This is a genomic window from Mesorhizobium sp. M1A.F.Ca.ET.072.01.1.1 (genome assembly GCF_004023325.1).
Lineage (GTDB): Bacteria > Pseudomonadota > Alphaproteobacteria > Rhizobiales > Rhizobiaceae > Mesorhizobium.
Genome location: NZ_RZSF01000737.1, coordinates 1 through 450, shown reverse-complemented (window position 1 = coordinate 450; position 450 = coordinate 1). Strand labels below are relative to the sequence as shown.

The 450-nt window shown below is 66.0% G+C and carries 1 protein-coding gene; it reads left to right on the top strand.

Annotated elements, in window-relative coordinates; all coding sequences use genetic code 11:
- The coding region (locus EOA32_RS37795; protein WP_128374346.1) for an efflux RND transporter periplasmic adaptor subunit at nt 1–450 on the top strand (450 nt) is incomplete at both ends.

Genomic DNA, 450 nt, shown 5'->3' with positions numbered 1-450 from the left:
GTCCAGGCATCGAAAGCCGATCTGTCGAACGCGCAGGCGCAATTCGCCAATGCCGCGGCCAGCGAGGAGCGGCAGCGCCAACTGCTTGCCTCCGCCAATACTTCGCAGGCTACGTTCGATGCCGCCAAACAAGCGCGCCAGGCGGCGGAAGCCGGCGTCGAGCGCGCCAATGCCGCTCTGGCCAAGTCGCAGGAGCAGCTCGGTTATGCCCGGCTGTTCTCCGATTTCGACGGCGTCGTCACAGCGATCGGCGCCGAAGTCGGCCAGACGGTTTCGCCGGGACAGACCGTCGTCACCGTAGCCCGCACCGATCCGCGCGAGGCAGTGGTCGACATTCCCGACCAATTGACCGGCGATCTCACCGTCGGCGCGCCGTTCGAGATCATTCTGCAATCGCTGCCGACCATCAAAACCGACGCCAAGCTGCGCGAGGTCGCGCCGCAATCGGAG